The following is a 23,883-nucleotide window of genomic DNA, read 5'->3' as shown; positions in this document are numbered from 1 at the left end:
AAAAGCGCGCACATGCGACCGATTATGTAGATTGGCCAGAGCAGAGGCCACGTGGCCCGGAAGGACAGGCAATGGCAGAATTTAGCGAATTGGGATTACCTAAGACCCTTGTCAGCAAACTGACAGAAATGGGTTTGAAGGAAGCGACCCCGATTCAGAACCGTGCCATACCGCATGCTTTGAACGGACAAGACGTGATGGGGCTGGCGCAAACCGGCACCGGCAAGACCTTGGCCTTTGGCTTACCGTTGATTGCACGTTTGCAAAGCTATGGTACAAAGCCTGCGCCAAAAACTGTCCGTGCGTTGATCCTTGCGCCAACGCGCGAATTGGCCAATCAGATCGCGGCCACATTGAAAGAACTGGTTGAAGGGACCCATTTCAAGGTTGGTCTTGTTGTGGGTGGCGTCGCCATCAACCCACAGATCAAACGCGTAGAACGCGGTACCGACGTGATCGTCGCGACCCCGGGTCGGTTGATTGACCTCATGGAGCGCCGTGCGCTCGATTTTCAGGATACTGATTTCCTTGTGCTGGACGAAGCCGACCAAATGCTGGATCTGGGCTTTATCCACGCGCTGCGTCAGATTTCATCGGCATTGCCGACGGAACGCCAGACCATGCTTTTCTCAGCCACGATGCCGAAACAGATGGCTGAAATCGCGCAGACATACCTGACAAACCCCATCCGCATCCAAGTGAACCCTCCGGGCAAGGCGGCGGATAAGATTGATCAGTCGATCCACTTTATTGCCAAAGCGGAGAAGAACAGCTTACTGATCGAACTGCTGGACGCGCACCGGGACGAAGCGGCGATTGTCTTTGTGCGCACCAAACACGGCGCTGATCGCTTGATGAAAGCGTTGCAAAAAGCTGGGTATGCCGCCGACGCGGTGCATGGCAACAAAAGCCAAGGCCAACGCGAACGCGCCATCGCGGCTTTCCGAGCGAATGAAACCCGTGTTCTGGTGGCAACGGATGTCGCGGCGCGGGGATTGGATATTCCGATTGTGCGCCACGTCTACAATTTTGATCTGCCGAATGTGCCAGAGAATTACGTGCACCGGATCGGTCGTACCGCACGCGCCGGCATGGATGGCGCGGCCATTGCATTCTGCGCGCCCGATGAGATCGACGAACTAAAAGCCATTCAAAAGACAATGAAATTCACCATTCCGGTTGCCTCTGGCACGCCGTGGATGGGGTTGGAAGAGGGCAGTGCGGCAAAGGGTCCAAAACGCGGCGGCGGCGGACGTCGGCGCGGTGGTCGGCCCGGCGGTGGGGGCTCAGGTGGCCGTCCTTCGCGTGATGGTGCTGCTGCGCAAGGCGACGGGGCACCACGCAGCTTTGGCGGCGGCAAACCTTCGGGTGGCAAACCGGGCGGTGGCGGAGGTCGTCGTAAGCCAGGCGGTGGCGGACGCCGTGGTGGCAAACCAGGTGGGAAACCGGGTGGCAAGCCTGCCGGTCGCGGCTAGGACGCTGAATAAACCAGTTCACCCCGCAGCATGTGTGGGGTGCCTGGCGGTTAGACGAATACCGGTTCATAAAAATGAACCCTCAGTCCAAGCGCATTATGTCCCGCAGAAAGTCGCTTTGACTCGTTCTTCTTCAAGCGGTGGTTTGGTCAAGTAATGGTGCTGATCAGATACACTGAATGGCGTCGCCAGCGCTTGGTGCATCTGGTGGAAGGGCGCAAATTCACCAGCCACTGCGCTTTGGACCAACGCTTCAATCTGGTGATTTCGCGGGATGATCATCGGATTCACCGACTGCATGCGCTGTTCTGGTGAATCTTCATCAGCGATGCGTGCTTTCCAAGCGGTTTTCCATGTCGCGAAGTCTTCTGATTGAGAGAGATTTTCTGGATCAATTCCCGCGGGTAGATTGCTGAATGTATTGGTGAAATCAGCATTCTCTCTGGCCATCAAAGATAGCAAGTCTTGGATCAAGACAACGTCGTCCTCCCGCGGCGTTCCAATGCCCAGTTTCGCCGCAAAAGCATCGCGCCAGTACCCATGCACAAGCTTTGGCATCGCGTGTACGGCCTCTGTGAAGGAGGCGACCGCCGCATCGACGTCTGGCATCAAAGGCACCAATGCGGTCGCTAGCTGCGCCATGTTCCAAACGATGATATCGGGCTGATTGCCATAGGCGTATCGGCCACGCCGATCTATCGAGGAAAAGACCTGCATTGGGTGAAAGGCATCCATAAATGCACAGGGCCCATAGTCGATGGTTTCACCAGAAATTGCGCAGTTGTCGGTGTTCATCACGCCATGAATAAACCCAACCGACATCCATTTGGCGACCAGTCGCGCCTGCGCATCAATCACGGCATTCAGAAAGTCCAATGGCGTTTGCGCCGTTGGGTAGTGCCGATCGACTGCGTATTCAAAAAGGGCCTGCAAGCCGTCATGATCCTGCCGTGCGGCAAGCACCTGAAATGTACCAACTCGTATATGGCTGGACGCGACACGGGTGATAACAGCGCCGGGAAGGGCGCCTTCGCGGTAGACAGGATCGCCCGTTGTCACAGCCGCCAAGGCGCGCGTGGTGGGGATACCAAGCGCATGCATGGCCTCTGACACAAGATATTCGCGCAAGACCGGTCCAAGCCACGCGCGCCCGTCGCCATTGCGGGAATAGGGCGTTGGGCCGGAGCCTTTGAGTTGGATATCAAAGCGCTGATGGCCTGTCTGGACCTCTCCCAACAACAGCGCGCGACCGTCACCAAGTTGTGGGTTCCATTGGCCAAACTGATGGCCCGCGTAAAGCTGCGCCAGCGGGTCGGCCCCCTTGGGCACCTCATTGCCAGCAAAAACCTGCGCCAAAGCGGCGGTGTCATCAAAACCACTTATGCCAAGCGATTCAGCCAAACTATCGTTAAAAACAATCAACTTTGGCGCGCTGACCGACGTTGGGTTGAGGCGCGAGAAAAGCTGCGAGGGCAGGCTGCCATAGCTATTGGCAAAGGGGATCGATAGGGTCATGCCCCCTATATAGAGGTCACAGGCGCAAAGTCATGAGCGAATAGCGATCTCGCAATTCGAAACGCGCGCGTTTGTAAAGCTTTTGTGCGGCTTCGTTTTCTCGGTCAACTTCAAGGTGCAAGGCCATTACGCCCGCCGATTGCAGCACTTTGCGCAGGCTTTGCAGTGTTTCAAGCGCGATGCCCCGACCGCGCACAGCGGGGCGCAGGTAAATCTCATCAACAAACCCGTCCATGCCGCCCAATTCAATGGACCAGCTGAACGTAAGGGTGACATACCCCATCGGCGCACGGGCAGGACCAAGTAGATAGACCGCACCATAGGGCGAGCCTTCAAGCAGCGGGATCAGCGCACGTTCCAGGGCGGTTTCCTCTGATCCAAGCTGTAGTTCCCGATGAAAAGCGCTGACAAGCGGCATTAGCTTTTTAAGGTCTTCCGGTTTGGCAAGATGAAGGGCGGCGCTCATAGGGTTGCGATCCGTTCGGTCAAAAGGGCAAAGTATCCGTCAGCATCGATGTCCTGCATGAACATCGCGTTGGGAGCATGGTCTGTGACGCGCCAATAGTCCGCCACGGTCATGCCGAGCGTCAATTGGGACTGGGTTTCAATCTGCACGTTGATGTGACGGCCCTTAAACAAGTCAGGCCGTAGCAGATAGGCAATGACGCAGGGATCATGCAGCGGGCCTCCTTCGGAGCCATATTTTTCCACGTCAAATCGTTCAAAGAACGCAAGCATATCTGCCATTGCGATACCAGCGACGGTCCCAATGTCTCTGAAAGCTTGAACGCGCGCAGGTGTCGTCAGCGCCCTATGCGTCACATCTAGCGGCATGACGACAAGCGAAACTCCAGATTTGAACACAATATCAGCGGATTCCGGGTCGACATAAATGTTGAATTCGGCCGCTGGCGTGATGTTGCCTACCTCGAAATACGCCCCGCCCATCATCACGATTTCTTTGATGCGTGGCACAATTTCCGGCGCTTTGGTCAGGGCGGTTGCAACATTTGTGAGCGGCCCCAACGTGCAGAGTGTCACGCTTTTGGACGGCTCTGTGCGCAGTGTGTCGATGATGAAATCAACCGCGTGTTGCTCTTGGAGGGGCATCGTCGGTACCGGCAGCGGATTAGGTCCATTAAGGCCGGTGCGCCCATGTACATGTTCTGCCGTGACCAGTTCACGGGACAGGGGCCGATCGCACCCGGCATAGACCGCCATATCGGGGCGCCCTGCCCATTCACAGACGATGCGCGCGTTTTCCTGCGTTCTGGTAAGCGGGACATTGCCCGCCACGCAGGTGATGCCAAGAACCTCCAGTTCCGGGCTGCCGAGCGCCAGCATGATGGCGGCGGCATCGTCTTGGCCGGGGTCTGTATCAATGATGATTTTGCGTCGGGGGCTCATGCGTCTCGCCTGTCATTTGGCTCAGACTGCGGGTTCTATGAAGCGATGTCCAGTCATGGCTGTGCACTAAGCGGAGGGGCGCTGCCCCTCGGCCTGTGGCCTCACCCCGAAGTGTTTATGCAAAGGTGAAAAGAAAAAGGGGCGCACGTGGCGCCCCAAGACTTGTTCGTTTTTGAAATGACTTAGCCGTCAAAATCCACGGTTTCGATCAGCTTCAGGGCCGCATCGCGGTTCCCTGCCAATGTCATCAGGTTGACACCGTCCGCTTCAAAGGTGCCCCAGCCCTGCACGAGTTCAATGGCTTCGGTGCCTGCGGCAATTGGGTATTCGTAGTTTGCTGCTGCATAGATTTCCTGCGCCTTTGGTGAGGTCAGAAATTCCATCATTTTCAGCGCCGCTTCTTTGTTAGGAGCGGCTTTGGTCATAGCGACGCCAGAGACGTTCACATGGGTGCCGCCGTTCTCAAAGGTTGGGAAGATCACATTGACGCTGTCTGCCCAGGCCTTTTGCTCGTCGTCTTCCAGCATTTTGCCCATGTAGTAGGTGTTGCCAACAGAGATATCACATTCGCCTGCCCAGATCGCCTTGACCTGCGCGCGGTCATTGCCCTGTGGCTTGCGCGCGAGATTGGATTTCACGCCTTCGAGCCAGGCTTGTGTCTCCGCCTCACCATGGTGGTGCAACATCGCGGAGGTCAACGCCACGTTATAGGCGTGCGTGCCGGAGCGGGTGCAGATGCGGCCTTCCCATTTGGGGTCGGCGAGGTCTTCGTAGGTGGTGACTTCACCCTCGGCCACACGGTCTTTGGAGGCATAGATAATGCGCGCGCGAGTGGTTAGACCGAACCAGTGACCTTCGGGATCCCGGAAGTCGGCTGGTACGTTTGTATTGAGGGCGTCGCTTTCCACAGGCTGAGTCAAACCCGCATTCACGACAGCAGCGAGGCGCGAAATATCCACGGTTAGGATCACATCCGCCGGGGAGCGGCTGCCTTCGGCCTGCAGACGTTCGATCATACCTTTTTCAAGGTAGGCAACGTTAACTTTGATACCGGTTTCTTCGGTGAAGGCATCGGTTAACGGTTTGATGAGGTCTGGTTGACGATAGGAATAAACATTCACCTCTTCTGCGACTGCAGGCAAGGCGATCATCGTGGCGGCGGCTGCGAAGATGGTTGATTTGATATTCACGGACATTTCAGAGCCATTCGTTATGGTTTCGGTGTAAATTTCGATGGCGCAGCTTTAATCCGAGTTTTTTGGTCGGGTCAATACCTGAAAAGTTTAGTCGGGTATTTTGTCGCGGTTTTTTGCCGCTTTTTCCTCGGCTTTCACCTCATCCCAAAGCGCGTCCATTTCGGCGAGGTCTGATTGCTCTGGTTTTTTGCCTCTTTGGGCAAGCTTGGCCTCAACACCTTGAAAGCGGCGCGTAAACTTGGCGTTTGTGGCGCGCAGCGCGGCTTCTGGCTCGACGTTCATGTGCCGCGCGAGGTTGGCCATAACAAACAGCAAATCGCCAAATTCTTCCTCGATTTCAGATTGGGTCAGACTGTCGCGTGCCTCGGCCAGCTCGTGGCTTTCCTCAACGATCTTCGCAAGAACATGCGAGGCGTCAGGCCAATCAAATCCGACACGTGCCGCGCGTTTTTGAAGTTTGACGGCGCGCAACAATGCAGGTAGGCCAACCGCAACGCCGTCCAAAGTGCCAGATTGCGCCTTATCCGCGCGTTCTGCCGCCTTGATGGTTTCCCAATCTTTGGTCTGTTGTTCGGCGGACTTTTCGCGGTTTTCGTCGCCAAAAACATGCGGATGCCGGGCAACCATTTTGTCCGACATCGTGTCCGCCACATCGTTGAAATCAAACAAGCCTTTCTCTGATGCCATCTGCGCGTGGAACACAGATTGAAACAGCAAATCGCCCAATTCGCCCTTTAGTTCATCCCATTCTTGCCGCTCAATCGCGTCTGCCACTTCATAGGCTTCCTCGATGGTGTAGGGCGCGATGGTGCTGAAATCTTGCTCGATGTCCCATGGGCAACCGGTTTCTGGGTCCCGCAGGCGGCGCATGATCTCAAGCAAACGTGGCATGCCGCCTTTGGGGTCGTGAATGAGGTCGGTCATGCGCTGCTCCGGATTTCTCTGCCAGTAATGTTTGTGTCGTATCAAACTGGAAGGCCGGACGCGAGTAAAGAGAGCGCAGTTTCAGCGCAAGCAAGGAAAGACGGTGAAAGAGAAGATGTTAGGACGCTGACTGGCCTGCGTGAATCGCAGGGTTGACGCTTTGTCCACCTACCGCACCGGCGTCCGAACTAAGGCACCCTGGTGAAATTTCCCGCCACATGGGCACATTCTGAGACATCTGACATTGCGCCATAAACATGCGCCCGTCGACCTGCAGGCAGATCATTTCGCCAAGTTCAACGCGACTGCCAGCTTTGTCTGTGCAATAGCAGTCGATCACTTTTCCTTTCGGAGAAATGACATCGGCCCATCCGGGCACCGAGAGGCAAATCAGGATCAGGGACGACAATATGCGCATAGGTCAATTCTATCACAGGATCACCTCTTGACCAAACCCGCCTGATCAGGAAGGTAGCGCCATGGTTCCATTTGATCGTCTTGAACAAATCGCCCAGCGTTTTGAGTACCTCGAAGCGCAGATGGCAGATGGTGCAGCGGGTGCGGATATCGCGGCGCTGGCCAAAGAATATTCTGAGCTGCGCCCGTTGGTTGAGCAGATCGCGGCCTACAAACAGTTGTTGGCCGATCTGGAAGAGGCCGAATCGATGTTGGATGATCCCGACATGCGCGAATTGGCCGAAGAGGAACTGCCCGGCCTGAGGGCGCAACTGCCCGAGGCGGAAAAGGCATTGCAAATCGCTTTGTTGCCCAAGGACGAAGCCGATGCACGCCCAGCCATGATCGAAATCCGACCGGGCACTGGCGGCGATGAGGCAGCGTTGTTCGCAGGCGACCTATTGCGCATGTATCAGCGCTATTCCGAGGCGCGGGGCTGGACCTTTGAGATCATCGAAGAAAGCGCCACAGAATTGGGCGGGATCAAAGAAGTGGTTGGTCATATCAAAGGCGAAAACGTCTTTGCGCGGCTGAAATACGAAAGCGGTGTGCATCGCGTTCAGCGCGTACCGACAACGGAAAGCGGTGGGCGTATTCATACGTCGGCGGCAACTGTGGCGGTCCTGCCTGAAGCCGATGACGTCGACATTCATATTGACGCAGGTGACATTCGTATCGACACAATGCGCAGTTCCGGGGCAGGCGGGCAGCACGTGAACACCACGGATTCTGCGGTACGTATCACCCACATCCCAAGTGGCATCGTTGTGACCTCCTCTGAGAAATCTCAGCACCGCAACCGCGAAATCGCGATGCAGGTTCTCAAGGCCCGGCTTTACGGTATGGAGCGGCAGCGGATCGACAGCGAACGGTCGGCAGATCGGAAATCGCAGGTCGGCTCCGGCGATCGATCGGAACGTATCCGCACATACAACTTCCCCCAAGGCCGCATGACAGATCACCGTATCAACCTGACGCTTTATAAGTTGGATCAGGTGATGCAGGGCGATCTCGATGAGATCATCGACGCACTGACCGCAGATGATCAGGCAGCACAACTGGCCGAGATGCAGTGATGCAACTGCGCAGCGTTCTGATGGAGGGCACGCGCGTTCTTCGGGATGCAGGTGTTCCCGGGCCAGAGCGCGATGCGCGGGTGTTGCTGGCAGAGGCGATTGGTATGCCGGTCGCGCGCCTCACGTTAGAGCCGGAATGGGTTGTCAGTGAGGATCAAGTGAAGGTGTTTCATGGCTATCTGGCCAGACGGTCGGCGCGTGAACCTGTCTCTCGCATTCTTGGACGGCGCAGTTTTTGGGGGCGGCAGTTCGAAGTTACCCCAGACGTTTTGGACCCGCGTCCTGAGACAGAGACATTGATTGCCGAAGCATTGAAGGGCCCCGTTCCAGAGCGTCTGATCGATCTTGGCTGTGGCAGCGGCATCATTGGTGTCACGCTTTTGGCGGAGTGGCCCGATTCACGCGCAGTCAGCACAGATGTCAGCCGGCCCTGTTTGGAGGTCACGCGACGCAATGCGCACCATATCGGCGTCGCGGATCGTTTGACCACGATGGTATCGGACTGGTTTGATCGTGTTGAAGACACCTTTGATCTGATCGTCTCCAATCCCCCCTATATTACCGAAGCTGAAATGGCCCATTTGGACCCTGATGTTGCGCTGCATGATCCACACCTGGCTTTGACACCCGGTGGAGATGGACTTTCGCCGTATCGTGTACTTGCAGCAGGCACCGCAAAGCACCTGCGCCCCGATGGGCGCTTGTTGGTTGAAATTGGTTGGAAACAGGGGCCAGACGTTGCTGCGATTTTCAAAGCTCATGGACTGACCGATGTGGTTATTTTACCAGATTTGGATGGTCGGGATCGTGTGGTTTTGGGGCGAAAACCTGCTTAAGGCGCGGAATATTGCACCCAGTTTGCAATATTTTCACAAAAATCGACGAAAGCTCTTGTAAGCCCACACGGGGGAGGGTACTCAGGAAATGTTCATGCGGTGGATGCTTTTGCGGTCCCGCTGAACGCCAAGCCAAAAATTTGGTGACCAAAGCTGTGGTGCACAGTGCACATGTAGGGTCATCGCAAGCAGTGAATTCAGGGCTGGACTTCTATACCATGAGATCTCAGAAATCCCGTTCGCGGAACAAAAATAACCGCAACAACAACCGTCCTTCCGGGAACATCGTCAATCGCGTTTTTGACAGCAATGGACCCGAGGGGAAGGTGCGCGGTACGCCGCAACAGATTATCGACAAATACAACCAGCTTGCCCGTGACGCGCAGCTTGGCAATGACCGTGTCGCGACGGAAAACTTCCAACAACACGCAGAACATTACCTGCGCATGCTAAGCGAAGCGCAGCGTGAAATGGAAGCGCGTCGCGAAGAACAGGAACGCCAGAACCGTGAACGTCAAGCCGAACGCGACCGTGAACGCGCCGCGCGTGCCGAACGTCAGGAACGCGAAAGCAACGCGCCTACTGGCAATGCGGACGGCTCTGATCAGATGCAATCGACAGATGACTCTCTGGATGTGATCGACGGCGAGAACGACAGCGGCCTGGTGGAAACGCCGGAAGCAGCTGAAAAGCCCAAGCGCGGCCGACGCCCAAAGAAGCAGGATGACGCTGCTGAGGTCTCGGATGAAGCCGTAGCGGAAAAGCCTGCGCCAAAACCACGCCGCCCGCGCAAACCCAAAGCCGAGGCAGCGCCGGTAGAAGAGCCAAAGGCAGCTGAATAAGTTTCGCGAGAAAAAACAAACCCGGGCCAAGCCCGGGTTATTTATTTCTAAGGTTTCACAACTTCGCGGGCTAAGGCACAGAAGGCCTCAAGCGGAACGACTTCGGCACGATCCGTGGGTTTGATCCCCGCCGCAATAAGGCGATCCTCGATATTGGGGGCAACCGATTTCAAAGATGCGCGCAGCATCTTTCGGCGTTGGTTGAAGGCCGCTGCAACCACACGCGACAAAACCGCGGCATCGGCTTCAAAACGCGGGGTTTCCAAAGCACTAAGATGCACGACGGCGCTGTGGACCTTTGGTGGCGGCGAAAAGGCTTCTGGCGGTAGGTGCAGCACAATCTTTGCGTCCGCACGCCATTGAGACAGGATCGCAAGACGCCCATAGGCTTTACTGCCTGGTTCCGCGACGATCCGCTCTGCGACTTCTTTCTGAAACATTAAGGTCAGGCTTTGCCAGAAGGGCGGCCATTCCTTCGGCGTTAGCCAACGCACCAAAAGTTCTGTACCCACATTGTAGGGTAAGTTGGCCGCAATTCGGATCGGCGGTGTCAGATGGCTCAGCGCGTCAACTTCAAGCGCGTCGCCGTTGATGACCTCAAGCCGCCCCGGATAGGCCTCAGAGATTTCTGCCAGCGCGGGCATGCAGCGCTGATCTTTCTCAATCGCCAAAACGCGACGTGCGCCTTCCGCCAGCAGACCCCGCGTTAGCCCGCCCGGTCCGGGGCCAATTTCAAGCACGTCACATTCGGTCAGATCGCCCGCTTGCCGTGCGATTTTCGCCGTGAGGTTCAGATCAAGCAGAAAGTTCTGCCCAAGAGATTTCCGGGCAGACAGCCCATGGGTTGTGATGACATCTCGCAAAGGAGGGAGTGTATCTATGCTTGCCATTATGTCTGTATCTCTCTGGTCGGATCAGCGGGGATGCGACCGGTCCGTTAGGTCGTGGTTTGGTGCGCAGATGCCATTTTTGCCGCAAGCCGCAGCGCTTCGATAGTGCTGCTTGGATTGGCGATGCCTTTACCGGCTATGTCAAAAGCCGTGCCATGATCGGGCGATGTGCGCACAAAGGGCAGGCCAAGCGTGACATTGACGCCCTTGTCGAAATCCAGGGTTTTGATCGGGATCAGCGCCTGATCGTGATACATGCAGATCGCCGCATCATATCGCGCGCGGGCGGCTGCGTGAAACATGGTGTCAGCGGGCAGGGGGCCTGACAAGTCGTAGCCCTGCGCCACCAGATCGTTCAATACCGGCACGATCAGGTCGGCATCTTCCAGTCCCATCGCCCCGCCTTCACCCGCATGCGGGTTCAGCCCCGCTACGGCAAGACGTGGTTCTTGCAGGCCAAAGTAGTCTTGCAGGCCGTTTCGTGTGATTTCAATCGTTTCGCGCAATAAAGCAGCCGTCAGCGTGCTCGGCACATCCTTCAGCGCGATGTGGATGGTGGTTGGCACCACCCGCAGCTGATCGCAGGCAAGCATCATAACGACGCGGTCAACACCCGCCAGATAGGCCAGAAATTCCGTATGGCCGGGCCAAGGGAAATCCGTGCCGTCTTTCAAGGCTTTCTTGTTGATCGGAGCCGTGCAGACAGCCGAAGCCGCGCCAGTCATGGCAAGATCAACCGCGCGCGAGATCACATCTACCACAGATTCCGCATTGTTCGGATCAGGCTGGCCGGCTGTGGCTTCCCCAAAAAATGGATGCGCCAAAATGGGCAGGGCGCGCGGCATCACGTCAGCGGCTTCGGACGGGCCTTGGATCACTTCATGCGGCACATGGCCCGGCAAATGCGCAGGATCGGCTATCAGAAAGAACACCAATTCTTTACGCAGGGCCTCCCACGCTTTCTCAGCAAGCTCCAACCCGACACCCGCAGGTTCACCGGAGGTCAGCGCGATAGGGGCAAGTGTCATTTGATCTCTATCTTTGCATCCGCGCGCAGCTGTTCCAGATAGCCATCGGCATAGGAACTCAGGCGACGATTGCGCAGAGCGCTTAACACGTCTTCGCGGCTGGCTTCTTCGTTCACGCTGGCGGTGCGGCCACACAGCATGACAAACAGCAACTGGCTACCATCCTGAGAGGTGAGGGCAGTGGACACTTCGTGCCGATCCAGCTTGGCGAGTTCCAGCGCGATGTCACGCGGTATCTCTGCCGGTTGCTGTGATTGAATGGTCAGCGCCTCATCAGGCCCACCAAAGTTCACTCCATAAAGGTCATCGCACGTGTCGATCGAACCACGAATGTCTTCGGCCCGCGCCAATGTTTCGGCACTACGCCCGCCGGGCAGGCGCAAAACACCGTATTCAATTGCGGCCACGGCAGATTTTTGCACGGGCATTTCTTCGACGCCGCGCATTTGGAAAATCGCAATCGCGCCTTCTAACTCGATGGGCGCGGAAACCTCTCCGGGTTTCAGTTCCAAAATAACAGGCTGCAGCGGAGCCGGAAGGCGAGTCAACGGCAACCAATCCAAACGTCCGTCGTTGTTCCGAGACCCCGCCGCAGAAAAACGGCGCGCCGCATCTGCAAATTCGCGCGAGGATGTAAGGCTGCTGATCTGAGCCGCCAAGTCGCGCGCCTGCGCTTCGTTTTCTGGGGTCAGTGGTAGGATGATCTCGGACAGTAACACCCGCAGACCTGCCTGCCCGGAACTGCCAAGTGCAGCGTCGATTTCTGCGTCAGAAATTTGCACACGGCCCCGGAACCGCGCCTGCACCACACCGCGCCACATCAGGCCGACACGGACAAAATCGCGGAATGTCTGAACTTCAATGCCTTCACGCGTAATGGCGGCGATAAAATCTTCGCTGCTCAGGTTGGCCCGACCCGCAAATTCGTCCATGCCCGCCTTAAGCTGTTCATCGTTGATCTCGATCCCAAGCTCCCTTGCGGCCAACATCTTCAAACGGTCTTCGATCAGGTCATCCAGCGCGATTTTCTCAAGATTTCCAAGGCGGCGGATTACCTTGTAAAACTGCGCGCGCTGTTCCAATTCGTATCGCGTCACAACCATTTCATTGACCGTGGCCACCGGACTGAACTGGCTTTGTGCGCTCAGGTTCTCAGGCGTAAAGGCAATTGTGCCCACTGCGACCGCTGCGATCAGAAATGCTTTTAGTTTCTTCATTGCCTCACCCTGCCGATTGGCCGCATTCTCTTGTGTAACTCTTATCAATTGTCTTGGTCGAGAAGCCAAGGATTTCCACCGTAAAGCTATAATCCGTGGCCGGTTGTACCGTAGTCGATGAGGTAAATCGACGTGAAACTTCAAATTTCGCTTTCACGCATTCGTTTCGATACTCTACCCCAAAGCCGGCCTCTGCAGTTGCGTCGCTGGCCACGTCATAGCGCCAGTTTGCAAGCCCCGTCCAATGGCGGGTCATACGATACGACCCATCTAAATTCCATTCCGAGAGGTCAGCCACGCGCTCCTCGTCCGGATCGGCGTCGAGCCAGATATACGACGCCTCAAGTCCCAAGCGGTCATTGTTCCATCCACCGCGCGCTTCTGCTTTGTTTGATCCATCGACACCATCAATCAAGGTGCGTGCGGAAAACGCCAGCCCGGCTTGGTTCTTGAACTTGGCGGCCACCAGGATGTCTGACGATTTGGCCGCCAGCCCGGAACTGGCAGAGAAATCAGGCTGTACAGTGTCACGCACAACTTGCCCAAGTGTCAGGAAGGTGGTCCAATCTGGCCCCAGCCTTGACCAATTCACGCCCCAAGCCAGCGCCATCCCACGTTCCCGCCGGTCGTCAGAGGCAAAGCGCGACAAGGACAACAGATTGCCTTCGTCAAACTCGCTGCGTGTGCTTTCGTCATTTGCAATCTTAGGCACCGTGCCGCCGCGCAAGGTGCCGCCGCTCCAGCCAAGTTGCACGACAGGTTCGATCATATGCGTCACGCCATTTTCCGCGCGCTTGATCCACGGATAGCGCAGCGAAACGGCGGCGGCTGGTGTAATTTCGGCATAGCTTGTGTCGGTGATCGTACTGTCCTGACGCGTCTCAACCGCATCAAGCGCGATAGAGGCCTGCGTGCCAAGTTCAATACCAGAGGTCAGCAGCCAATTGCGCCGCCAACTGAGGTCTGCATTTACACGGCTCACGTCGCGCCCATCGACGACGCCATCGCCGTTCACATCTGTGGACAGATCAGAGAGGCGATAGTGGCTGTGGGCCTCAAGTTCCCAAAGCGCTTCTCCGCCAAGGGCCGCAGGCACAAACCGTTTCTGCTTGCGCGCAGAGGTAATGAAAGACGGAATTGTTTGATTGTCTTCGCCGGTGCGGATTGATTCAAAATTGGAAATCATCAACTGAGTGTTCTCAGCACGATTGACGCGCGACACCGTGATATTGCTGTTTAGCCGATCCGCCGAAGAATAACCGTAGTCCGCGAGATAAGCATCGTCCGATACCTGCTGAATGCGGAACCGGAGTTTGTAGTCATTACGCAGGTCAAATGCCCCTTCGCCAAACACATAGGCGCGCGTGGATTGGCTGCTGATATCATCATCAGAGATCGCACCACGGAAACTCAACCGGCCACGGGCAAAAGCTTGACGATAGCGGAATTCCAACGTGCGGGTATTTGCTGCTATATAAGGCGTCAACGTCAGGTCGCGGTGATCGCCAAACGCGATGAAATAGGGGACCTTTACACCTGTTCCCAAGCGTGACCGGGCGCGGATGTTTGGAATCAAAAAGCCGGTCGCGCGATTCAAGGTTGGGTCGGGCAAGCGCAGACGCGGCACATAAAAAATTGGCACATCCATTAACCGAAATTGCGCGCCTTCGAAGTAAAGTTGTTTGGTGTCCTGATCATGGATCACCTGACGCGCACGAATTTGCCAAAGCGGTGGGCGCCCATCGTCGCATGTTTTGCAAGAGGTTGCAGCGGCATTCGTTAGGATGGATCTGCGACCCTCCAACCGGCGCAGGCGGTCCGCGGTGAAATTGACCTGTTCCTTCAAAACGAGCCTAGCGCTTTCGATCAACCCAGTTTGAAGGTCGGCGTCAAGTTCGGCGAAACTTGCAAAGATTTGGACCCCATCTGGCGCGGTGATCTTAATGGGGCCTTCAATTGTGATCTGGTCGGGCCCGCTTTGATACGTGATGCTCGTCGCGGTCAGCATCGTCTCGCCATAAGAGGCTTCGACATTGCCACGTGCGATCAATGTTTCACTGCCTCGCAAAAACACAGAGTCCGCAATCAAGATAACCTTGTTGCCTTGCGTGCTCTGCGCATGAGTGGGCAGCGCTGTCAGCAATCCCGCACATAAAAGCACGGCCGCAATAATTGGATTGAACAAGCGCCGCGTCATCCGTCTTCCATATGCAATAATAACCCGAGCGCAAGGAACACACTGGCCACCGGGGGCGCCCAAGCGGCAAGTTCGATTGGAATTTGCCCATTTTCGCCAAGAATTTGGGCGAAGTTTCTAATGTAATATAGCCCAAAGCCGGACATGATCGCCAATAGGGCTGCCGTTCCGGTACGCCCCATCCGAGTATGGCGCATTGTAAAGGCCGCGCTCACCAAGACCATCGCAATCAGGAACAAAGGCTGGGCAAGTTCCATATGCAGCCACATCGTATGTCGCCGCGCTGAAAACCCGGCCTCTTCCAACTGACGGATCAAGCGCGGCAATTCCCAGACGCTGACTGTCCGAGGTTTCCCGAACCCATCTCGAATTTGTTCGGCTGTGAGTGTCGTTGGCAAATCAAAGAAGGCTCGCGTGACGGCGTTTGCTTCTGAGTTCGTGCCTTGCTCCAGCGGCCATATCTTGGCGTTCGTCAAACGCCATACGCCTTGATCCAGTGTCGCTGAAACCGCTTGAATACGCCGGACCGGACCAAGGTCGGTCTCATACGTCACAAAAGTCGCCTCGCGCAGGGCCGTTGCATCATGGTTCGCGCCTTGGGCATAGATCACGGTTTGACCCGTCTCTCCGCCTTGGCGCAGCCAGATCCCATCCCGCGAAAAGGTCAGCGTATTGCTGCCACCTTGCTTGATCGTTGCGGACATGTCTTCGTAGCGTTTGGTCGTGGCTGCAACGATGGGATTGAACGTCGAAACACCGATAACGCCGATTAATAGTGCCACGGTCACAGGGGACAATAAGGACACCAATGCGGACCGCCCGCTGGCCCGTGTCACCACCAACTCGCTGCTGCGCGCGAGGCTTAGGAACAATGCCAATGCGCTAAGGATCATCACCAGGGGCAGGATCTGATAGATTTCTTTGGGAACATTCAGCAGCATCAGCTGGAAAATATTCACATAGCCCACCTTAGCGACATCAAACTTGCGCAGATGCTCAACCAGATCAAACAACAATAGAAGCGCGATGAATACACCGGTCAGCGCCAGGAACAACCAAAGAAACTTACGCGCGAAATAGAGGTAAAGCGTCATGGCGTGCTGACCCTTCGACGAGAGAAGGAGCGTGTCTTACTGAACAGTATCAGAATGACCAAAAGCCCGCCAAGCGCCGGGGCCAAATACATCGCGGGCCAAAGCTCTGCATCTTTGCGCACTGGATCAACCAATGCGCTGCGCACGCCTTCAAGGACAATCAGCAAAGCGAAGGCGTAGACAATGTTCTGCCAAACGCCAAAGCGACTAAATCCGCCCATCAACAGCGTTGCAAACCCAACAAGCGCCGCGATGCCGCACATGAAGATTTGGACGATACGCCCATGCAATTCGGCAGCGACCCAGCCATCTGGAAGGCCAAGCGTCGCCGCGATTTCTTTGGGCGCGCGTAAGAGTTCTAACGTCGGCGTTCGTTCAAGTGATTTCTTTGTGCTGCTCGTCGCCGCCAAAAGCGAACTGATGTCATATGTGAAATCGGCAAAATTGGTGGTGAAAAGCCTGTTGTCGTTGCGCGTCACAACCTGCGCGAGACCATCAATCATGATCAACTTGGGACCTGCTTCATCCTTGATCAGAAAAGCTTCGTCTGCGGTATAGGTAACGGTTGTGTCGGGCTTAGATTGATCTGAAAGAAAGACATCTTTCAGGATGCCCTTACCATCGATCTCTCGAATATAAAAAACAACGCCTTTGGCCGGCTGCATAAACGTACCTTCTGTCAAAAGCCGCGCAGTGGCAGTTTCTGCGATTTGACGTTCGCGTTGGTTCAGCTCTGTTTGGCTGAGCGGCACAAGAAGCAAAGACAAAGCTGCCATCATGGCCCCCACCACAAGCCCAAAGATCGCCACTGGCCGCGCCAGCCGCCAAGGGCTGAACCCGGTCGACTGCATCACTACCAATTCGCTTTCGCTACTCAGCCGATTGGTGACATATGTCGCGGCAGCAAAGCTTGCGATGGGCAGGATCAACTTGATCACAGCAGGCAGGCTGAGAATGGTAAATTCGACAAAAGTGGAAATCGGCTGGCCGTCGGCAATTAACCGGTCAAATAGGATGACGGCCCGGTTGACCCAGTAGACCGACACCAGCACCAGCGCAAAGAAGCCAAACAGCATCATAAGTTGCGACAGCATATAGCGGTCGAATCTGCTCACTTCTTGCCCCCCAGGCAAATGGATCGTTCCGCCCGACATTAGAGCAAATGACAAATGGGGAAAACTGCTATCTGGTCATCAATTCGGGGATTGGGTAGGACTTACCTAACAGACAAGGAGCAGCGTCTTGGTTAAACCCGTTACTTTCACCGTCACAGATATCAATCTTGATGAAATCGCCGCATTTGAAGGGCGTGTAGCAATTCTGGTGACGCCAGAAGGCGGTATGGACAGCACCGCGCGCCGCGTGAACCGGTTGACGAAGGGGGCGGTTGCCCGGTTGATCGAAGACGATCTGAAGGCCGGGGATGCGCGCGTTCTTGCCTATCCAGGTAGCATGGCAGCAAAAGCAGTAGATGTGATCTGCCTTGATAAACGTGCGTCGCAAGAAGAGGCGCGGGCGGCGGGCGTAGCACTGGCAAAGACACGTGGGACTGCAAATCTGCTGCTTTGCCTAGGCAATCACTCAAAAGCCGATCAAATCATGCTGGGTCTGGCGCTGCGGGATTATGCCTTTGACGCCCACAAAACAGCAGAGGCCAAGTCGGACGACCGCAAAGTGACGGTCATGGTCACAAAGCCCGATGTGGTCGAAGAAAAATCTACCCCATTGCGCGCGGTCGCTGAAGGCGCGTTTTTCACGCGCGATCTGGTCAATGAACCCGCCAACGTCTTGACGACGCAAAGCTTCGCCGACCGTTTGACAGCGATGACCGACCTAGGCCTTGAGGTCGAGGTTTTGGAAGAAGACAAACTGGCCGAGCTTGGCATGGGCGCGTTGCTGTCCGTCGGGCAGGGCAGCGTTAGCCCCTCGAAAGTGGTGGTAATGAAATGGATGGGTGGCGCGAAAGACAGTGCTCCGCTGGCCCTGATTGGCAAAGGTGTGGTCTTTGACACCGGCGGCATTTCCCTTAAGCCTGCTGGCGGTATGGAAGACATGACGATGGACATGGGCGGTGCTGGGGTCGTGGCAGGTACAATGCGCGCGCTTGCCCTGCGCAAGGCCAAGGCCAACGTCGTGGGGCTGGTTGGGCTGGTTGAAAACATGCCCTCTGGCAATGCCACACGTCCGGGAGATGTTGTCACCTCGATGAAAGGCGACACGATTGAGGTCATCAATACTGATGCCGAGGGTCGTTTGGTGCTGTGTGACGTGATGCACTATGCGCAAGAGACCTTCGAACCAGCAGCTATGATCGACCTTGCAACGCTGACCGGTGCGATCATCATTGGTCTTGGCCATGAAAATGCGGGCGTTTTCTCGAACGATGATGCATTCGCGAAGGACTTCTTGAAGGCCGCCGGGGCTGAAGGCGAAGGGGCGTGGCAGATGCCTTTGGGCAAAGCCTATGCAGAGCAGCTGAAGTCCCGGATTGCAGACGTGAAAAACGTCGGTGGGCGCCCAGCCGGATCAATCACAGCGGCAGAGTTCCTGCATCGCTTTGTCAAAGATGGCACACCGTGGATTCACCTTGATATCGCTGGTGTTGCCAGCACCAAGACCGATACGACCTATGCGCCCAAGGGGGCCTCTGGTTGGGGTGTTCTTGCCTTAAACCGGTTGGTCGCCGACAAATTCGAAACTGCCGGCTAACCCATGGGCGCCGCGTATTTTTATCACCTGACGCACAGTCCGCTGGACGTCGCTTTACCCATGCTGCTCGAAAAAGCAATTGGGGCGGGCTGGCGTGTTGCGGTCAGGGGAACGGATGCGGCGCGTTTAGATATGCTTGATCAGAAACTTTGGTTGGGGCGGGAAGAAAGCTTTTTGCCCCATGCCATTGCGGGCGGGCCGCATGATGCGATGCAGCCCATTCTTTTGACCACAGAGAGTAGCGCGCCCAATGATGCAAGCTGCCTGATGTCTGTTGATGGAGCCGAAATCAGCGCCGAAGAAATTCAGGCGATGGATCGGGTTTGCATTCTGTTTGACGGGTTGGATGACGAGGCAGTCTCACATGCCCGGCGTCAATGGAAAGCCCTCACAGACGCCGGATGTGCCGCGCAGTATTGGTCGGAAGAATCGGGTCAATGGGAAAAGAAAGCTGAGAAATCAGTGGCCTAAAGCCCAAACTTTACCTTGTGAGAACAAGTCGCCCTTGGGTGATCGTGATCTGATCATAGCGCGACAGATAAGACATCCCGAGCAAAGAAATATCCAAGTCACCCTGCGTGACACGCGCCGGGACGTTGCGATCTACATAAGACCCGACGGCAAAGTCTTCGACCAAAACAACGGCAGTACGGATTTCGCCATTGGCTGTGATCGCGCGACCATTAAAGCGCAGGGCTGCCGGATCAATGCCAATCGCGGCGGCATCTGTGTTTGATAGCAAGATATCCGTCGCGCCGGTGTCGATCACAAAGCGCACAGGGTGGCCGTTCAGTTCGGCCTCTAGGTAATAGTGTCCATCCATGGAAACCGGTATCTCGATGCGACCACTGTCTGCTAGAACGGCCTGCGACGGCAGCGCGGCGCGTTTGATATCCTCCCACATGCCAATCGCCGCGACCATGCCAAGAATGATCAAACCCCAAGCCAACATATATTGCAGCGTCTTTCCTAAATTTCGGCGAAAGTCCGAAAGGAAGAAAAACAACAGCATCGCCGTAAGAAGGACCAGATAGGTTAGGTTGCCAAGCGAGATATCGTCCATTAAGCCTCCTGCCTTCCATATAGGGTCGGTCAGTTGGAGTTACGAGGCGAACCCAAATGCTTTCAACCCATCCAGAATAAACTGGATCGACAAAGCCGCGAGAAGCATGCCCAGAAGCCGCGTCACAACCGTAATTCCAACTTTTCCCAATGCACGTTCTAGCAAACTTCCTGCCATAAACAGCAAAACGGCAGAGATAATCACGGCAAGTGCCACGCCGAGCACAAGGAAGGTGCCTTGCAACCCATCTGCCTGGCCACTGAGCAGGATCACGGTTGCAATTGATCCAGGGCCAGCAATCAGCGGAATGGCGATCGGAAAAACCGAAGGATCGCTGGAACTGTCGTAGTCTTCGCCTTCATGCGCCTGATCTTCACGCCGTTTTGAGCGCCGCTCAAACAGCATGTCGAGCGCGGTCAGGAACAAAAGCGCGCCGCCCGCGATGCGGAAGGCGGGCATCGAAATGCCGATGAACCCCAAGACAGCTTCGCCGAAGAACGCAAATAGAGAGAGAATGCCAAAAGCGATAAAACACGCCCGTATAGCAATGGCGCGCCGCTGGCCCGCAGTCATGCCCGGCGTCAGGGCAATAAAGATCGGCAGCAGGCCAATCGGGTCAATAATCACAAAAAGTGTCGCGAAGGAAGTGATCAGAAATGCGGTATCCATAACGTCAGAATGCTCTTAGCTTTCAGCGGTTTCAAGTTTTTCCAGCGCAGCCATCCAAAGCGTTTCGGCGCGGTCCTGTGCCTCCATCACCTCGGCGTATTTCTTTTGCCAGACTTCCATCTCACCCAGCCGCTCGTTTTCATAAAGCGATTGGTCGGCGAGTTTCACAGACAGCCTGTCGGCCATCTCATTCAGTTTTTCGATCCGCGCCTCGCATTTGCGCACTTCGGAGCGCAGAGCAATGATTGCATCACGAGACGGCTTTTTCGCAACTGGTTTTTCGACCTTTTGGGTGACCGGCTTATCGGCTGTCAGCAGCAGTTTTCGATAAGCTTCCAGATCGTCTTCGTAAGGCGTCACCGTGCCGTCTTTGACCAGCCACAAGCGGTCAGCGACCAGCGAAAGCAGGTGCATATCGTGGCTGACAAGGATCACAGCCCCTTTGTAGGCAGTCAGCGCCTCTACCAGTGCTTCGCGACTTTCGATGTCAAGGTGGTTGGTCGGTTCATCGAGGATCAAAAGCTGCGGTGCGTCGATTGTGGCCAAAAGCAATGATAGCCGCGCTTTCTGCCCCCCGGACAATTTCCTGACAACAGTGTCGGCCTGATCCGCGCCGAGGCCAAACCCCGCCAGCCGGGCCCGTATTCTGGCTTGGCCTTCGTTTGGGCGCAGCCGTGTCAGGTGCTGAATGGGTGTTTCGTCGACATGCAGTTCGTCGACCTGATGCTGCGCGAAAAAACCGATTTTTAACTTATTAGACCGTGTGATCTTGCCCGACTGCTTTTCAAGACGATCCGACAGCAACTTGGCCAGGGTTGACTTGCCTTGCCCGTTTTTTCCAAGCAGCGCGATCCGGTCATCCTGATCAATCCGCAGGTTCAAGCCCTTAAGGATCGTCGTTTCGCCATAGCCGACGGCAGCGCCTTCGGTGGCGATAATCGGCGGCGAAAGTTCATCCGGTTCGGGAAACGTAAACACCACTCGTGCGGCTTCTTCGGGTGCAGTGATGGGTTTCATCCGCTCCAGCATCTTGACCCGGCTTTGCGCCTGTTTGGCTTTGCTGGCCTTGGCTTTGAAACGGTCTACAAAGGCCTGCAAATGCGCCCGCTGCGCGTCTTGCTTTTTGGCCGCCGCTGCCTGAACCGCCCGCTGCGCATTGCGCTGTTCGACAAACTGATCATAGACGCCGGTGTAATAGGCCAGCCGCTTTTCATCGAGGTGCAGGATCGAAGTCACCGACCGGTTCAAAAGCGCCCGATCGTGCGAGATGATCAGGACGGTGTGCGGATATTTGACAAGATAGTTCTCAAGCCAAAGAGCGCCTTCGAGGTCCAGATAGTTGGTCGGTTCGTCAAGCAGCAGATAATCGGGCTGCGAAAACAGCACAGCCGCCAAAGCGACACGCATGCGCCAACCACCAGAATAGGCCGAACAGGGTTTTAGCTGGTCCGCGTCGTCAAAGCCCAGCCCCTTTAGGATCGAACTTGCACGAGCTTCGGCACTCCAGGCATCGATGTCCGCCAGCCGCGTCTGGATTTCGGCAATCCGTTCTGGGTCGCTTGCGGTGTCTGCCTCTGCCATCAAACCTGCGCGTTCGGTATCTGCGGCCAACACAGTATCGATCAGCGACACCTCATTGCTGGGGACTTCTTGGGATACACCACCTATCCGAGCGCGCTCGGGCAGGGTGATTGTCCCACCTTCAAGCGTGAGTTCACCTCGGATCAGACGAAAAAGCGTCGTTTTGCCCGCGCCATTTCGGCCGATCAGGCCAACTTTGTGCCCGGTCGGAATCGTCGCCGAGGCGCCTTCAAACAAGGCGCGCCCTTCGACTTTGTAAGAGATATCCTGAATGCGTAACATATCCCGCCTCTAACAGGGCGCGGCGCACTGGTCCAGCAGGAGAATGCACATGCGAAAATTGACGCTGAAAACCCTTTGCAAAGCCCAGCCAGCATGTTACTGCGCGGCCAAATTCAACTTTATCCGAGGTTAGTCCCATGGCTCTGGAACGCACGTTCTCTATCATCAAACCAGACGCAACCCGCCGCAACCTGACCGGCGCGATCAACGCAAAATTCGAAGAAGCAGGCCTGCGCATCGTCGCTCAAAAGCGCATTCACCTGACCAAAGCGCAAGCGGGTGAGTTCTATGCAGTACATGCAGAGCGTCCTTTCTACGACGAACTGTGCGAATTCATGGCATCTGCGCCAATCGTTGCACAGGTTCTGGAAGGTGAAGGCGCCATCGCGAAAAACCGCGAAGTCATGGGCGCAACCAACCCAGCAGACGCGGCACCTGGCACCATCCGTGCAGAATTCGCAGAATCCGTTGGTGAAAACTCCGTTCACGGTTCTGACGCGCCAGAAACTGCAGCGGTAGAAATCGCGTACTTCTTCTCTGGTCTGGAGCTGGTGGGCTAAGCCACGCTGTGACCTGAGTAATCAGATAGGCCGTCTCGTAACCCACGAGGCGGCTTTTCTTTTGACCTGATTGGAAAAGACCATGACCGCACCAAAACGCATCGTTCTGTCCAGCGACCATGCAGATATCGAACTGCGCAAAACCATTGCCGCGCATGTTGCGAAGCTTGGGTATGAAGCTATCGACATTGGCCCGATGACTTCGGAAAGCACTCATTATCCACTTCACGGCCAAGCCGCTGCGCAAAAGATCGCAGATGGTGAGGCTGATCTCGGCATCCTGATTTGTGGCACTGGGCAGGGCATCATGATGTCGGCAAACAAAGTGCCCGGCATCCGCTGTGGCGTTTGTTGTGATACGTTTTCCGCCAAAATGATCCGCGCGCACAACAATGCGCAGATTCTGTCACTAGGCGCGCGCGTGATCGGCGAGGGGCTTGCACTTGAGATCGTCGATGCCTTTTTGGGTACAGAGTTCGAAGGCGGACGTCATGCAACACGTGTGGATATGATCGAAGGCTAATTTTCAGGACACGGGGCGCTCAATCACGCCGATCTGGTTTAAAACCTGCTCCAGCTCAGAGCGTCCCTTGTCAAACGATGCCGCCTTGATCGCGTCAAACCGTTTGCGCAGAGCCGCTTTTTCTTTGCCCTTGCAGTCATTCCAGGGGCGGCCTTGCAGTGCCATAACAAGCACATAGTATCCAATGAAATGGGGTTTGCTGCCGGTTTGCAGCAGGCGCGCATAGGCGGCGTCGGCGCCGAGGGTACGCAAATCTTCTGCTGAGTGAATACCCGCCCGCGTACAGGCCTCTTCATATGCGGGACCGAGATTGCGAATAGAGGACACGGGCGTAGGCATGACG

At 55.9% G+C, this 23,883-nt stretch carries 24 protein-coding genes; 8 read left to right on the top strand and 16 right to left on the bottom strand.

Translation table 11 applies throughout. The features are described from left to right. The first annotated feature begins 71 nt into the window (after nt 1-71). Nucleotides 72-1,475, top strand: coding sequence for a DEAD/DEAH box helicase (locus tag BUA39_RS01450; protein ID WP_072789837.1), 1,404 nt, complete (start codon nt 72-74; stop codon nt 1,473-1,475). Between the two features lie 96 nt (nt 1,476-1,571). Here the strand turns inward: BUA39_RS01450 and BUA39_RS01445 are convergent, their stop codons facing one another. The 6 genes from BUA39_RS01445 to BUA39_RS01420 form a co-directional block, all read right to left on the bottom strand. Then, a complete protein-coding gene (locus BUA39_RS01445; protein WP_072789835.1) occupies nt 1,572-2,990 on the bottom strand; it encodes a protein adenylyltransferase SelO in 1,419 nt (472 codons plus the stop codon). A gap of 16 nt (nt 2,991-3,006) precedes the next feature. Next, nucleotides 3,007-3,456, bottom strand: coding sequence for a GNAT family N-acetyltransferase (locus BUA39_RS01440; protein WP_072789832.1), 450 nt, complete (start codon nt 3,454-3,456; stop codon nt 3,007-3,009). After that, the gene (locus BUA39_RS01435; RefSeq protein WP_072789829.1) at nt 3,453-4,397 is read right to left on the bottom strand and encodes a nucleoside hydrolase; all 945 of its coding nucleotides are present in this window, start codon (nt 4,395-4,397) and stop codon (nt 3,453-3,455) included. The genes BUA39_RS01440 and BUA39_RS01435 overlap by 4 nt, the downstream gene beginning before the upstream one ends. 182 nt (nt 4,398-4,579) lie before the next feature. Continuing rightward, nucleotides 4,580-5,548 (bottom strand): Fe(3+) ABC transporter substrate-binding protein, encoded by a 969-nt coding sequence (locus BUA39_RS01430; protein ID WP_110721814.1) that lies wholly within the window; start codon nt 5,546-5,548, stop codon nt 4,580-4,582. A 132-nt stretch (nt 5,549-5,680) separates the two neighbouring features. Then, nucleotides 5,681-6,517, bottom strand: a complete 837-nt coding sequence (mazG, locus tag BUA39_RS01425; protein ID WP_072789823.1) for a nucleoside triphosphate pyrophosphohydrolase — start codon at nt 6,515-6,517, stop codon at nt 5,681-5,683. A 118-nt stretch (nt 6,518-6,635) separates the two neighbouring features. Beyond that, the gene (locus BUA39_RS01420) at nt 6,636-6,935 is read right to left on the bottom strand and encodes a hypothetical protein (protein WP_072789820.1); all 300 of its coding nucleotides are present in this window, start codon (nt 6,933-6,935) and stop codon (nt 6,636-6,638) included. Nucleotides 6,936-6,996: 61 nt separating this feature from the next. Here BUA39_RS01420 and prfA point away from each other — a divergent pair, with 61 nt between their 5' ends. The 3 genes from prfA to BUA39_RS01405 all read left to right on the top strand — a co-directional run bounded on the left by prfA (nt 6,997) and on the right by BUA39_RS01405 (nt 9,727). Beyond that, nucleotides 6,997-8,049: a peptide chain release factor 1 gene (gene prfA, locus BUA39_RS01415; protein WP_072789818.1), complete on the top strand. Its 1,053-nt coding sequence runs from the start codon at nt 6,997-6,999 to the stop codon at nt 8,047-8,049. After that, entirely contained in the window at nt 8,049-8,885 is an 837-nt protein-coding gene (gene prmC, locus BUA39_RS01410) for a peptide chain release factor N(5)-glutamine methyltransferase (protein WP_072789815.1), read from the top strand. The genes prfA and prmC overlap by 1 nt, the downstream gene beginning before the upstream one ends. 218 nt (nt 8,886-9,103) lie before the next feature. Continuing rightward, complete coding sequence (locus tag BUA39_RS01405; protein ID WP_072789812.1) at nt 9,104-9,727, top strand: DUF4167 domain-containing protein; 624 nt, start codon at nt 9,104-9,106, stop codon at nt 9,725-9,727. Nucleotides 9,728-9,774: 47 nt separating this feature from the next. Here BUA39_RS01405 and rsmA read toward each other — a convergent pair whose 3' ends face one another. From rsmA to lptF, 6 genes are read right to left on the bottom strand one after another with little or no spacing between them, the layout of a single operon-like run. Continuing rightward, nucleotides 9,775-10,617 carry a 16S rRNA (adenine(1518)-N(6)/adenine(1519)-N(6))-dimethyltransferase RsmA gene (gene rsmA, locus BUA39_RS01400; protein ID WP_072789809.1) on the bottom strand — a complete coding sequence of 281 codons (843 nt, stop codon included), beginning with the start codon at nt 10,615-10,617 and terminating at the stop codon, nt 9,775-9,777. Nucleotides 10,618-10,664: 47 nt separating this feature from the next. Then, complete coding sequence (gene pdxA / locus BUA39_RS01395; protein WP_072789806.1) at nt 10,665-11,645, bottom strand: 4-hydroxythreonine-4-phosphate dehydrogenase PdxA; 981 nt, start codon at nt 11,643-11,645, stop codon at nt 10,665-10,667. After that, nucleotides 11,642-12,862: a peptidylprolyl isomerase gene (locus BUA39_RS01390; protein WP_072789803.1), complete on the bottom strand. Its 1,221-nt coding sequence runs from the start codon at nt 12,860-12,862 to the stop codon at nt 11,642-11,644. Before BUA39_RS01390 ends, pdxA begins: the two co-directional genes overlap by 4 nt. 4 nt (nt 12,863-12,866) lie before the next feature. Continuing rightward, nucleotides 12,867-15,059 (bottom strand): LPS-assembly protein LptD, encoded by a 2,193-nt coding sequence (locus BUA39_RS01385; protein WP_072789800.1) that lies wholly within the window; start codon nt 15,057-15,059, stop codon nt 12,867-12,869. Then, on the bottom strand, nt 15,056-16,153 hold the full coding sequence (gene lptG, locus BUA39_RS01380; RefSeq protein WP_072789798.1) for an LPS export ABC transporter permease LptG: 1,098 nt from the start codon (nt 16,151-16,153) through the stop codon (nt 15,056-15,058). The genes BUA39_RS01385 and lptG overlap by 4 nt, the downstream gene beginning before the upstream one ends. Next, nucleotides 16,150-17,268 (bottom strand): LPS export ABC transporter permease LptF, encoded by a 1,119-nt coding sequence (lptF, locus tag BUA39_RS01375; protein WP_072791648.1) that lies wholly within the window; start codon nt 17,266-17,268, stop codon nt 16,150-16,152. Before lptF ends, lptG begins: the two co-directional genes overlap by 4 nt. Before the next feature lie 127 nt (nt 17,269-17,395). Here lptF and BUA39_RS01370 point away from each other — a divergent pair, with 127 nt between their 5' ends. Together BUA39_RS01370 and BUA39_RS01365 are read left to right on the top strand one after the other, a co-directional pair. Further along, on the top strand, nt 17,396-18,862 hold the full coding sequence (locus BUA39_RS01370) for a leucyl aminopeptidase (protein ID WP_072789795.1): 1,467 nt from the start codon (nt 17,396-17,398) through the stop codon (nt 18,860-18,862). Between the two features lie 3 nt (nt 18,863-18,865). After that, nucleotides 18,866-19,333, top strand: coding sequence for a DNA polymerase III subunit chi (locus tag BUA39_RS01365; RefSeq protein ID WP_072789792.1), 468 nt, complete (start codon nt 18,866-18,868; stop codon nt 19,331-19,333). A gap of 10 nt (nt 19,334-19,343) precedes the next feature. On the opposite strand, the gene BUA39_RS01360 is transcribed toward BUA39_RS01365, so the two are convergent. The 3 genes from BUA39_RS01360 to BUA39_RS01350 are packed head-to-tail and all read right to left on the bottom strand — an operon-like array spanning nt 19,344 to nt 22,457. Then, nucleotides 19,344-19,925 carry a retropepsin-like aspartic protease family protein gene (locus tag BUA39_RS01360; RefSeq protein WP_072789789.1) on the bottom strand — a complete coding sequence of 194 codons (582 nt, stop codon included), beginning with the start codon at nt 19,923-19,925 and terminating at the stop codon, nt 19,344-19,346. Nucleotides 19,926-19,964: 39 nt separating this feature from the next. Further along, nucleotides 19,965-20,594: a MarC family protein gene (locus BUA39_RS01355; RefSeq protein WP_072789787.1), complete on the bottom strand. Its 630-nt coding sequence runs from the start codon at nt 20,592-20,594 to the stop codon at nt 19,965-19,967. 15 nt (nt 20,595-20,609) lie between these two features. Beyond that, complete coding sequence (locus tag BUA39_RS01350) at nt 20,610-22,457, bottom strand: ABC-F family ATP-binding cassette domain-containing protein (protein WP_072789784.1); 1,848 nt, start codon at nt 22,455-22,457, stop codon at nt 20,610-20,612. A 137-nt stretch (nt 22,458-22,594) separates the two neighbouring features. Here BUA39_RS01350 and ndk point away from each other — a divergent pair, with 137 nt between their 5' ends. Together ndk and rpiB are read left to right on the top strand one after the other, a co-directional pair. Beyond that, the gene (ndk, locus tag BUA39_RS01345; RefSeq protein WP_028956410.1) at nt 22,595-23,017 is read left to right on the top strand and encodes a nucleoside-diphosphate kinase; all 423 of its coding nucleotides are present in this window, start codon (nt 22,595-22,597) and stop codon (nt 23,015-23,017) included. A gap of 82 nt (nt 23,018-23,099) precedes the next feature. Beyond that, entirely contained in the window at nt 23,100-23,540 is a 441-nt protein-coding gene (gene rpiB, locus BUA39_RS01340; protein WP_072789780.1) for a ribose 5-phosphate isomerase B, read from the top strand. Nucleotides 23,541-23,543: 3 nt separating this feature from the next. On the opposite strand, the gene BUA39_RS01335 is transcribed toward rpiB, so the two are convergent. Then, on the bottom strand, nt 23,544-23,879 hold the full coding sequence (locus tag BUA39_RS01335) for a TfoX/Sxy family protein (protein ID WP_072789777.1): 336 nt from the start codon (nt 23,877-23,879) through the stop codon (nt 23,544-23,546). Nucleotides 23,880-23,883: the final 4 nt, after the last annotated feature.

Origin of the sequence: Cognatishimia maritima, from assembly GCF_900129685.1 — a bacterium.
Lineage (GTDB): Bacteria > Pseudomonadota > Alphaproteobacteria > Rhodobacterales > Rhodobacteraceae > Cognatishimia > Cognatishimia maritima.
This window is presented reverse-complemented; position numbering and strand designations above follow the sequence as displayed.

What these genes read in the sequence shown, in the direction of transcription:
- BUA39_RS01440 (WP_072789832.1), bottom strand. Translation starts at nt 3,456, where the DNA reads ATGAGCGCCGCCCTTCATCTTGCCAAACCGGAAGACCTTAAAAAGCTA.
- BUA39_RS01435 (WP_072789829.1), bottom strand. Translation starts at nt 4,397, where the DNA reads ATGAGCCCCCGACGCAAAATCATCATTGATACAGACCCCGGCCAAGAC.
- BUA39_RS01420 (WP_072789820.1), bottom strand. Translation starts at nt 6,935, where the DNA reads ATGCGCATATTGTCGTCCCTGATCCTGATTTGCCTCTCGGTGCCCGGA.
- BUA39_RS01445 (WP_072789835.1), bottom strand. Translation starts at nt 2,990, where the DNA reads ATGACCCTATCGATCCCCTTTGCCAATAGCTATGGCAGCCTGCCCTCG.
- ndk (WP_028956410.1), top strand. Translation starts at nt 22,595, where the DNA reads ATGGCTCTGGAACGCACGTTCTCTATCATCAAACCAGACGCAACCCGC.
- rsmA (WP_072789809.1), bottom strand. Translation starts at nt 10,617, where the DNA reads ATGGCAAGCATAGATACACTCCCTCCTTTGCGAGATGTCATCACAACC.
- BUA39_RS01430 (WP_110721814.1), bottom strand. Translation starts at nt 5,548, where the DNA reads ATGATCGCCTTGCCTGCAGTCGCAGAAGAGGTGAATGTTTATTCCTAT.
- prmC (WP_072789815.1), top strand. Translation starts at nt 8,049, where the DNA reads ATGCAACTGCGCAGCGTTCTGATGGAGGGCACGCGCGTTCTTCGGGAT.
- BUA39_RS01390 (WP_072789803.1), bottom strand. Translation starts at nt 12,862, where the DNA reads ATGAAGAAACTAAAAGCATTTCTGATCGCAGCGGTCGCAGTGGGCACA.
- lptG (WP_072789798.1), bottom strand. Translation starts at nt 16,153, where the DNA reads ATGACGCTTTACCTCTATTTCGCGCGTAAGTTTCTTTGGTTGTTCCTG.
- mazG (WP_072789823.1), bottom strand. Translation starts at nt 6,517, where the DNA reads ATGACCGACCTCATTCACGACCCCAAAGGCGGCATGCCACGTTTGCTT.
- BUA39_RS01355 (WP_072789787.1), bottom strand. Translation starts at nt 20,594, where the DNA reads ATGGATACCGCATTTCTGATCACTTCCTTCGCGACACTTTTTGTGATT.
- BUA39_RS01405 (WP_072789812.1), top strand. Translation starts at nt 9,104, where the DNA reads ATGAGATCTCAGAAATCCCGTTCGCGGAACAAAAATAACCGCAACAAC.
- pdxA (WP_072789806.1), bottom strand. Translation starts at nt 11,645, where the DNA reads ATGACACTTGCCCCTATCGCGCTGACCTCCGGTGAACCTGCGGGTGTC.
- BUA39_RS01360 (WP_072789789.1), bottom strand. Translation starts at nt 19,925, where the DNA reads ATGGACGATATCTCGCTTGGCAACCTAACCTATCTGGTCCTTCTTACG.
- BUA39_RS01350 (WP_072789784.1), bottom strand. Translation starts at nt 22,457, where the DNA reads ATGTTACGCATTCAGGATATCTCTTACAAAGTCGAAGGGCGCGCCTTG.
- BUA39_RS01335 (WP_072789777.1), bottom strand. Translation starts at nt 23,879, where the DNA reads ATGCCTACGCCCGTGTCCTCTATTCGCAATCTCGGTCCCGCATATGAA.
- BUA39_RS01365 (WP_072789792.1), top strand. Translation starts at nt 18,866, where the DNA reads ATGGGCGCCGCGTATTTTTATCACCTGACGCACAGTCCGCTGGACGTC.
- BUA39_RS01450 (WP_072789837.1), top strand. Translation starts at nt 72, where the DNA reads ATGGCAGAATTTAGCGAATTGGGATTACCTAAGACCCTTGTCAGCAAA.
- BUA39_RS01385 (WP_072789800.1), bottom strand. Translation starts at nt 15,059, where the DNA reads ATGACGCGGCGCTTGTTCAATCCAATTATTGCGGCCGTGCTTTTATGT.
- rpiB (WP_072789780.1), top strand. Translation starts at nt 23,100, where the DNA reads ATGACCGCACCAAAACGCATCGTTCTGTCCAGCGACCATGCAGATATC.
- prfA (WP_072789818.1), top strand. Translation starts at nt 6,997, where the DNA reads ATGGTTCCATTTGATCGTCTTGAACAAATCGCCCAGCGTTTTGAGTAC.